Source organism: Nocardia sp. NPDC058497, from assembly GCF_042720195.1.
Taxonomy (GTDB): Bacteria; Actinomycetota; Actinomycetes; order Mycobacteriales; family Mycobacteriaceae; genus Nocardia.
Genome location: NZ_JBHXMY010000266.1, coordinates 1 through 7,853, shown reverse-complemented (window position 1 = coordinate 7,853; position 7,853 = coordinate 1). Strand labels below are relative to the sequence as shown.

Below are 7,853 nucleotides of genomic sequence, written 5' to 3'. Positions count from 1 at the left end.
CCTTCGGAAAGGAGCGGACCATGCGGATTCGTTCAATGACCACCCGTCTGGCGATACCACTGGTTGTCGTCAGTCTGATCGCTGCCGGGTGCGGCTCGGGGAATGACAGCTCGCCGACCGGCGAGGCGGCGCTCGGCACGACCAACGACATCAACCCCAAGGATGTCAGCGAACTGCGCGACGGCGGCAATCTGCGGCTGGCGGTGAGCGCGCTCCCGCAGAATTGGAACGGGCTGCACACCGACGGGAACGACGCGGAAGTCGCGAGTGTGTTGCGGCCGACGATGCCGCGAGCCTTCACGACGAATGCCGGCGCCGAATTATCGGTCAATACCGATTATTTCACCGATATCTCGATGACCTCGACCGAGCCACAACAGGTGACTTACACGATCAACCCGAAGGCGGTCTGGTCGGACGGTTCGCCGATCACCTGGGAGGACATCAGTTCGCAGGCGCAGGCGCTCAGTGGCAACGACAAGTCGTATCTGATCGCCATGACGAACGGTTTCGATCGGGTCGACCGGGTCGAGCGCGGGGTCGACGATCGCCAGGCAATCATCACGTTCAAACAGCACTATGCGGAGTGGCGTGGGCAGTTCGCGGGAAATTCGTTCCTGTTTCCCAAGTCCGTGACCAGCAGTCCCGATGCTTTCAACCAGAGTCTGGTGGACGGCCCAGGGCCATCGGCCGGCGCGTTCATCGTGCAGTCCGTCGACCGCGGTCAAGGCCGTATGGTCCTGGAACGCAACCCACGGTGGTGGGGTAACACACCCAAGCTCGACACCATCACCTTCAGCATGCTCGACAGTGCCGCGAGGTTGCCCGCACTGCAGAACAACGAGATCGACGCCGTCGGCCTGGCCGATATCAACGAGATGCAGACCGCGCGCAGTACCCCCGGCATCGCCATTCGCCGGGCACCAGGCAACCAGTGGTCACATCTGACATTCAACGGCGCGCCGGGCTCGATCTTGGCCGAGCAAGGTGTGCGCGTGGCGATTTCGAAGGCCATCGACCGGCAGGGCATCGCCAACGCGATCCAGAACGGCATGGTCCAGGACCCGAAACCGCTCAACAATCACGTCTACGTGGCCGGCCAGAAGGGCTACCAGGACAACAGTCTCGGGTTCGACCCCACCGCAGCTGCCAGGGAACTCGATGCGCTCGGCTGGAAGCTCTACGGTGATGTTCGCGAGAAGGACGGCCGCAAGCTCGAGATCCGCGACGTGATGTACAACGCCGATACGTGGATCAGCATCGCTCAGATCATCCAGCAGAATCTTGCCCAGATCGGCGTCAAGCTGATCATCGAAACGAAACCCGGTGCCGGATTCTTCGCCGAGAACATCACTCCGGGCAATTTCGATGTCGGCCAGTGGAGTTGGGTCGGTGATCCGTTCCCGCTCAGCAGCCTGCCCCAGATCTTCGGTCTCTACCCCAACGATGTCCAGGGAAATTACGGCCGGATCGGCTCACCCGAGCTCAATGCCTTGATCGAGCAGACCGTCTCCGAACTCGACCCAGCCAAAGCCATCGAACTGGCGAACCAGGTCGACCGGAAGGTCTTCGAGGAGGGACATTCTCTTCCGCTGATGCAGTCGCCGGGCAATGTCGCCGTCCGGGACAACCTGGCCAACTTCGGTGCGGCGGGTCTGGCCTCGCTGGACTACACCAAGATCGGCTTCGTGAAGTAAGTGCGCAGCTCGAGCCCGGCGCGCGCACTCACCTATCCACTGCTCGTCACGTCCGGCACCCTCGCGGTCATCGCCGCGTGGGTGCCGTTCGCCGACCTCGATCAGCTGAGCGCGCTCGCCGCGGTCGCCCTGGCGATCCTCGCTGTCACCACCTACCAGCTCGGACTCGCCTTCGGCGTCATCCCGACCGGTCTCGTGGCTACCGGCACGGTGGGTGGGAAGCGAGTCCGGCAGCAGCATCGGCTGGTGAGCCGGTCGTGGCTGGAGATCACCAGTGGCGACCGGATGGTCTGGCAGCCGGTCTTCTACGAACCGTGCCTGTCCACGCTGACCCCCACCGACCTGGAACTGACCGGCCGCACGATCCGCGCAGGCGACACCCGCTTCTACCCCTCCGGCCGGGTCCGCACCACCGAGCCCGCGGGCAAACTGATCGACAACCCGAGCCGCCCCACCGAGGTACCCACATTCGGCATCCCCCGCCGCCTGATCCTCGACATCCAGCCCGCCGTAGGCGCCCCCATCGCGGGCCTCCTCTGGGTCTACGTCATGAACGGCGGCATCGGCGCCTTCGTCGGCGCCACCACCGTCACCGCCGCCACCTTCACCTGGCTCTCCGCTATCCGCGGCTCCGACCCCAGCTGACCCTGCGGCCAGCTGCCTCGCGTTGTGCCGCAACGACTTTCCGGCGGCCATGGGGCAAACCCATCCGCGTTGCGCAACAACCGCGACAGTCCGGAGGCATCCAGCGGATACCGGATCACGACTCGAGGGCACGCTTGCGGGCAGCCTTCACCTCGTCGTGCGCCGTTGCCTCCCGGTCGAATTCGCTCTGCTGCCCACGCTCGAACAGGCGTTGTGCCGCTTCGACCCGACGTACCCGCTGCACATAGTCACGGAGCGCCGCGTCGGCGGTGTCCTTCTGGTCGCGTCCCACGTTGTGCGGGGCCGGATCAGACGGAAGTGGGCTGGCTACGAGCTTGATTTGCTCAACAAGGTCGGCGCAGTCGACTGGCCGAGTCGTGTCGATGACGACGACGGGCGTGAGTCCGAGAGGCTCGGCCTGCTCGGCCCACACCGTCCAGTCGTCAGCCAGGCGCTGATCGTCCCGGTGCAGCGGGGCTCGGCGCCTGGCCGCATAGCGGGCCCTTGCTACCTCGGCTGGGGCATCGCACCAGACCTCGACCGCCAGGTCGGCCGCGGACCGCTTGACGCCCGCCGCGGCGAGTTGCAGGTCGCGTGGCTTGAACCACCACGAGTCGATGACCACGGTTTCCGGCGTCGCCCGTGCCAGTGCCCACAGCGCGTCCATCGCGATCCCGCCGATTTCGGGGATCGCCAATGCGCCTTCGACGCAGGTAGCCAGTGCCTCTTTCACGATGTCCTTGGACAGGAACTGGGCTCCTAGCGTCTGGGCTAATGACCTGCCCAACGTCGATTTGCCCGAGCCTGGCAGGCCGTTGACCAGTACCAGAAGTTTGTCCACCGAGACATCATGACGGAACGACCCTGTCTTGTTGGTGTAGGAGCAGTATTGAGACCCCGGACTATTCAGTCTGATTTGGCCAGTTGTGAGTGGTCGGGCCGGGGAGCTCGGTGGCGAAGAGTATCGCCACGGTGTATGCGACCATCTGGCCGCTTTGGACGCAGTGATGCTCGTCGCACTCGATGAAGCCCAGCCGGCGGACCAGCTGTCGACTTCTCGTGTTCCAGGTTTGGATGACGGCGCGAATTGGAGTCGTTGGGTGAGTGCGGCGGAGCTGTGTGATGACAGCGGTGCCGAAGTGCATGCCGTGACCTTTGCCGACCCAGTGGGGAGCCATCCCGACGCCGAGGTCGATGACGTTGAGGTCTTCGATGAGGCCCGGCACTCGCGCTTCTGTTCCGGTGCAGTAGAACCCGATGATTCGGCCGGTGTCGGCATCGCTCACCGTCATGTATCCGCCGTCGGCGGTGGGTAGCTCGTCGGCGGTAGTCAGGTTGTAGACCTGCCATGGTCCGCCGTATCTCCAGTTGGACACTTGGTGGGCGTCGCTGTGGGTCATGGGACGCGCTATTAGTTGCTCGGGCCATCGATCGTTCATCCCGTGATCGTCCCTGACGTAACGGCGGCGCGTGCCGGGTCAACGACCCCCCAGCTCGGCACGTGCGTGTCGCGGCAACAGTTCCCGATAGCCCACCCGGGAGAGAGCGGGAAGTTGTCGCATTTCCGGCGATAGTCCGGAAATGGGGCATAAATGCAACTGGCCTGACCACTTGACCTCTTGACCTGCTGGGTGCAGTATCAGAGGCATGGCATGGACTCCCGTGGTGAAGCGCTCGGTTTCCGGTGATGTGTTCGAGCAGATCGCCGCAGAGGTGCTGGGTGGGGAGTTGGCGGCGGGGAGTACGTTGCCGAGTGAGCGGCAGTTGGCCGAGGCGCTGGGGGTTTCGCGGCCTGCTGTTCGTGAGGCTTTGCAGCGGCTCGCCGCGGCGGGGCTGGTGTCGGTGCGGCAGGGTGAAGCCACGACGGTGCTCGATTATCGGCGGAGTGCGGGGCTGGAAGTGCTGCCTCGGCTGTTGCTTCGGGGTGACACCATCGACCCGGCGGTGGCGCGCAGCATTCTCGAGGCGCGGCTGCACAACGGTCCGAAGATCGCCGAACTCGCGGCTGTGCGGGTTCGGCGGGTCCGATCGCTCGGTACCGACGCCGCCTCGGGTTCTGCCCCCGGCAGCGGCCGGAAAGACCTGAGCGAGAATCGGAACGCCATTGCGCCGATCGACAGCGAACTGGTGCTACTGCGGGAATCCGTCGATGCCCTTGTCGCCGAACAGGACCCGCTCACCCAGCAGCGGATCGCACTCGAATTCTGGGATCACGTTCTCGATCTCGCCGATTCGATCGCGTTCCGGCTGATGTATTCCATGCTGCGCGCCGCCTATGAACCCGCGCTGGCTGCGCTCGCGCCGATCATGTCCGCCGAGGTGGGCAATGGTGGCGCGTATCGAGACCTGGCCGCCGCGATCGCCGCGGGTGAGCCGGAAAAGGCCGCCGAATCCGCCCGGGAACTGCTCGGACCGGCGACCATCGCTCTCATTCACGCCCTCGACGGGGCGTGATCCACCCGAGGAATCGCCATGATGAAAGACCGTCCGACAACGACGTCGCACGAGACCGCCACTACAGCGCACCCCGCGGACCCGTCCGGTCAACGCCGGAGTCGCGGGCGCGCCACCGGATCCGACTCACCCGCCACGCCCGGAACCGACTCACCCCACGCGACGAGAACTGATTCGCCCCGCGCGATCCGCCGCGGCACGACCCTGCGCGAGATGGCGCGCGAGTTCGTCCGGCACCCGTCACCCTGGATGATCACCGCGGTTTTCGTGGCCGCCCTGGTGGCCCGCATCGCCGTCGGCGACTGGCAGTTCACCGATGCCCTCGTCCCCCTGATCGTCGTCGCCACTTTCCCGGTGACCGAGTGGATCATCCACGTGACGGTGCTGCACTGGCGCCCGCGCCACCTCGGCCCGATCACCATCGACAGCGAACTGGCACGCAAACACCGTGCGCACCACACCGATCCACGCGACACCCCCTTGGTGTTCATCCCACCCAAGTCCCTGACACTCACCATCGTCGCGCTGCTCGCCATCGCCCTGCTGGCCTTCCCCCGCCTCGGCCTCGGCCTGACTTTCCTGCTGACAATCTCCACCCTCGGCCTGCTCTACGAGTGGACCCACCACCCCATCCACACCGACTACAAGCCCAAGCACGCCCTCTACCGGGCGATCTGGCGCAACCACCGCCACCACCACTACAAGAACGAGCACTACTGGTTCACCGTAACCACCTCCGGCACGGCCGACCGCCTGCTCGGCACCGCCCCCGACCCAGCGACGGTCCCCACCTCACCGACCGCCCGCCACCTGCACGCTGGGTAACGACCACACCGTTCGCGCCTTCACACCGGACGACCCGCGGCGTAGCATATAAGTTACGCAGGTCCGTGACGCGATGAGGAGGCGAACGAGCGATGAGCGACCGGAGCATATTCTGGGCCGACCTGGCCGAAGATCTCGACGATCCCGAGTTCCTTCGCGAGTTCGTCTTGGAGGCGGTTCGAATCAAGACCGTCGACTCGATCATCAATGCGCTGGACCACGCTCGCGAGGAGTCGGAGCTGACGAAGGCCGAGCTGGCACGAGCAATGTCCACTGAGCCGTCGACGATCCGGCGCCTGCTCAGCACCCCGAAAAACCCCACGCTGCGCACAGTGACGGAGGCCGCCGCAGCGTTGGGCTTTCGATTGACGCTCGAACCTCTCGACGAGCCAGGGCGAGAGGTGTTGACTGCAGCCCTGACATCGGGGCGGGTGAATGATCTTGCCGGACTGGAGGCAGCGGTCGAACAATTCGACCGCACCCCTTGCTAACCGACCGAGCGCGGATTGGTCGCTGAGTACTCCGCACCGAGGTCTCGAATTGTCTGGTACTCAGCTCGCGAGAACGTCGTTCCGTAGGCCTTGGTGAGCCCGCCGACAACGACCAGCAGTGGCTTGTCGCGCCCTATCGCCTCGTAGTCGAGCCGACAGAAGATGCGGTAGTGCAGCGGACGGCTGTCGCAACGAATTTCGAACCAGCCGGTCATCTCACCGTGCATCGCTTCCCAGTACCCACCACCAGAGAACCGTTTGGGTGGCGCCGCCGCGACAGCGATCAGCGCCGCCTTAGCTTTGGCTCTAGCCTTGGCGGGAAGCGCTTCAATGTAGTCCCGACCAGGCAGTTTACCTTCGGCAGTGCGGAAGTAGACGATCTCGTGCGCGTCATCAGCGGATGGCCGGGTTCGACAATGTACTGCCGATGCCGATTTCGGTCCATGACTCTTCGCGCGAGGGCGCTTGTCAGGCGACATCGGACGATGATGAACCCCTCGCTACCCACCGACAAAATGATGTCGGCGTGTCTGGGCGCGGCAGATTCCACCCTGAACTGGCGTTTCGCCAACTATGCGAGCAGTTTGGCGGCGATGGTGGCCGCGCGGTCGGCGGCGGCGGGAGAGTTCTCGCGGACGGCGGTGACGATGGCGCCGTCGATGAGCAGGGCCAGTTCGGTGGCGAGGGTGTTCGGGTCGGGTTGGTTTGCGGCGGTGAGGAGTTCGGCAAGGTAGGTGATGACGCGGCGTTTGTGGTGGTCGGCTACCTGATGGGCAGGGGAGGTGGGGTCGGCCATTTCGATCATGGTGTTGATGAAGGCGCAGCCGCGGAAATCGTTGCGGGCGAAGCGTTCCGCGAGGGCGGTGAAGACCGCCAGCGGGCGGGCCGCGGGGTCGTCGACGGATTCGACCGAGGTGCGCAGCCAGTCGAGCCAGCGGTGGTCGCGGTCTTCCAGGACGGCGACGACGAGGTCGTCCTTGCTCGCGAAGTGGCGGTAGAAGGAGGCGCGGCCGATGCCGGATTCCTGGAGCAGCCGGTCGATGCCGACGGCACGGATGCCCTCGGCGTAGAACAACTCTTCCGCGGTGGTGAGCAATCGCTGCTTGGCCTGTGTCGCCATGGGCTCACGGTACCAGAACGGAAACGATCGGTACCGAATCGCTTGACCACTACGGCACCGATCAGTACCGTCTCAATTTGGTACCGATCAGTACCGTTGTCGAAAACCACTGGAGTGCACCATGTCCCGACTTCCCCTCGTCACCGCAGATGCCGCCGATATTGAACAGGGCGAACTACTCGCCGAGGTGCAGCGGCAGCTGAGCCGGGTGCCGAATCTCTATGCCGCGATGGCGAACAGTCCGGCCACCCTACGGGGGTATCTGCGGCTGCGAGACGCACTGACCGCGGGCAAGCTCGGCACGAAGACCCGTGAGCAACTGGCCCTGCTGATCGCGAGCGACAATGGTTGCGAGTACTGCGTCTCCGCGCACACGATGCGGGCGGCGAAGATGGGATTCACACCGGAGGCGATAGCGGCGACGCGCGAGGCGGGCGCCGACAATCCGCATGCCGAGGCGGTATTGCGCTTCGCGCGCGAGGTGCTGCGTACCGGCGGACGGGTGAGCGACGAGCAACTGGCCGAGGCCAGGAACAGCGGCGTCAGCGACGGCGAGCTGGCCGAGACAGTCGGTCATGTGGCGCTGAATGTGCTGTCGAACTATTTCAAACATGTCGCACT

10 protein-coding genes are annotated in these 7,853 nt (G+C 64.9%); 6 read left to right on the top strand and 4 right to left on the bottom strand.

Annotated elements, in window-relative coordinates; translation table 11 throughout:
* Positions 1-20 precede the first annotated feature (20 nt).
* Together ACFWPJ_RS18510 and ACFWPJ_RS18505 are read left to right on the top strand one after the other, a co-directional pair.
* Positions 21-1,697 carry an ABC transporter family substrate-binding protein gene (locus tag ACFWPJ_RS18510; protein ID WP_378852888.1) on the top strand — a complete coding sequence of 559 codons (1,677 nt, stop codon included), beginning with the start codon at positions 21-23 and terminating at the stop codon, positions 1,695-1,697.
* The gene (locus ACFWPJ_RS18505) at positions 1,698-2,342 is read left to right on the top strand and encodes a hypothetical protein (RefSeq protein WP_378852886.1); all 645 of its coding nucleotides are present in this window, start codon (positions 1,698-1,700) and stop codon (positions 2,340-2,342) included. It begins immediately after the preceding gene.
* A gap of 115 nt (positions 2,343-2,457) precedes the next feature.
* On the opposite strand, the gene ACFWPJ_RS18500 is transcribed toward ACFWPJ_RS18505, so the two are convergent.
* Both ACFWPJ_RS18500 and ACFWPJ_RS18495 read right to left on the bottom strand, forming a co-directional pair.
* On the bottom strand, positions 2,458-3,183 hold the full coding sequence (locus ACFWPJ_RS18500) for an AAA family ATPase (protein WP_378852884.1): 726 nt from the start codon (positions 3,181-3,183) through the stop codon (positions 2,458-2,460).
* A 61-nt stretch (positions 3,184-3,244) separates the two neighbouring features.
* Positions 3,245-3,742, bottom strand: a complete 498-nt coding sequence (locus ACFWPJ_RS18495; RefSeq protein WP_378852882.1) for a GNAT family N-acetyltransferase — start codon at positions 3,740-3,742, stop codon at positions 3,245-3,247.
* 247 nt (positions 3,743-3,989) lie between these two features.
* Here ACFWPJ_RS18495 and ACFWPJ_RS18490 point away from each other — a divergent pair, with 247 nt between their 5' ends.
* The 3 genes from ACFWPJ_RS18490 (at position 3,990) to ACFWPJ_RS18480 (ending at position 6,112) form a co-directional block, all read left to right on the top strand.
* On the top strand, positions 3,990-4,796 hold the full coding sequence (locus ACFWPJ_RS18490) for a FadR/GntR family transcriptional regulator (protein ID WP_378852880.1): 807 nt from the start codon (positions 3,990-3,992) through the stop codon (positions 4,794-4,796).
* Between the two features lie 213 nt (positions 4,797-5,009).
* Complete coding sequence (locus ACFWPJ_RS18485) at positions 5,010-5,621, top strand: sterol desaturase family protein (RefSeq protein WP_378852878.1); 612 nt, start codon at positions 5,010-5,012, stop codon at positions 5,619-5,621.
* A 92-nt stretch (positions 5,622-5,713) separates the two neighbouring features.
* On the top strand, positions 5,714-6,112 hold the full coding sequence (locus ACFWPJ_RS18480; RefSeq protein WP_378852876.1) for a helix-turn-helix domain-containing protein: 399 nt from the start codon (positions 5,714-5,716) through the stop codon (positions 6,110-6,112).
* Here ACFWPJ_RS18480 and ACFWPJ_RS18475 read toward each other — a convergent pair.
* Together ACFWPJ_RS18475 and ACFWPJ_RS18470 are read right to left on the bottom strand one after the other, a co-directional pair.
* Entirely contained in the window at positions 6,109-6,591 is a 483-nt protein-coding gene (locus ACFWPJ_RS18475) for a hypothetical protein (RefSeq protein WP_378852874.1), read from the bottom strand. The genes ACFWPJ_RS18480 and ACFWPJ_RS18475 overlap by 4 nt on opposite strands.
* A gap of 92 nt (positions 6,592-6,683) precedes the next feature.
* Positions 6,684-7,232 (bottom strand): TetR/AcrR family transcriptional regulator, encoded by a 549-nt coding sequence (locus ACFWPJ_RS18470; protein WP_378852872.1) that lies wholly within the window; start codon positions 7,230-7,232, stop codon positions 6,684-6,686.
* A gap of 121 nt (positions 7,233-7,353) precedes the next feature.
* On the opposite strand from ACFWPJ_RS18470, the gene ACFWPJ_RS18465 reads away from it, so the two are divergent.
* A partial coding sequence (locus ACFWPJ_RS18465; protein ID WP_378852870.1) for a carboxymuconolactone decarboxylase family protein occupies positions 7,354-7,853 on the top strand: 500 nt, incomplete at its 3' end.